We start from the raw sequence: 1,119 nt of genomic DNA on the forward strand, positions 1-1,119 counted from the left end.
TCCGGCAGGCCGAGCGAGACGCCGGCGAGCGTAACGACGGGCTGACCACCGACGAACGCGCCGAGCTGGTCGCGTTGCGTAAGGAGAACGTCCAGCTCAAGCGGGCGAACGAAGTCCTGCGGACCGCCTCGGCTTTTTTCGCGGCGCAGCTCGACCCGACCCGGCCCAGGTGACGGCGCTCCTCGATGAGCACCCCGGCCTGGGAGTCGAGTGCGTACTGCGGGAACTGCACATCGCCTCCGCCACCTACTACCGCTGGCGCCGTGCCGAGCGCGAGCCGTGCGAACGCAAGTGTCGGGACGTCGAGCTGATCGAGCAGATCCGGCAGATCCACGCCGATTCCGGCGGGATCTATGGCTCTCCGCGGGTGCACGCCGTCCTCAAGCGCGAGGGCGTCCACGTCGGCCGCAAGCGGGTCGAGCGACTGATGCGCGAGGACGGCCTGGCGGGCGTCAGCCCCAGACGCAAGGGTTTCACGCGCCGAGACCCGAAGGCCACGCTCGCTCCGGACCTCGTGAACAGGGACTTCACCGCGCCGGCGCCGAATCGCCTGTGGGTCACCGACCTCACGATGGTCTCCACCGGCGAGGGCCCGTTGTGGCTCTCCGCGATCCGGGACGCGTTCTCGCGGCGGGTGGTGGCCTGGGAGACCTCCGCCCGTGCGGACGCCGACCTGGTCCTCACCACGCTCGAGTACGCCCTTGCCAGCCGTGAAGTGGAGCCCGGACAGCTCATTCACCACGCCGACCACGGCTGCCAGTACACATCCATCAAGCTCACAACTCGGCTGATGCGAGCGGGCATTGAGGCATCTATAGGGTCGGTTGGGGATTCGTACGATAACGCCCTGGCGGAGAATCTGTGGATGCTGATCAAGACGGAGGGCCTGCGCGGACGCACCTTCGCCACCAGAGCCGAGGCGAACCTCGCGCTCTTCGAGTACATCGACGGCTTCTATAACTCCCGGCGCATCCAGGAACGGCTCGGCTGGCTCAGCCCGATCGAGTTCGAGGAGAAGTACTACGCCGACCAGGCAACGGCCGAACGAACGAACCTGAAACCCCGTCAACCCACCCTGACCTGCTGATCAGCACCTCTCGCACAGCGGGGGAAGCTCAC

At 67.1% G+C, this 1,119-nt stretch carries 1 protein-coding gene; it reads left to right on the top strand.

The features are described 5' to 3' along the window. Positions 1-169 precede the first annotated feature (169 nt). Positions 170-1,087, top strand: a complete 918-nt coding sequence (locus ACGFYN_RS48200) for an IS3 family transposase (protein ID WP_393872289.1) — start codon at positions 170-172, stop codon at positions 1,085-1,087. The last annotated feature ends 32 nt before the right edge of the window (positions 1,088-1,119 follow it).

This window comes from Streptomyces sp. NPDC048419 (assembly GCF_043200415.1).
Lineage (GTDB): Bacteria > Actinomycetota > Actinomycetes > Streptomycetales > Streptomycetaceae > Streptomyces.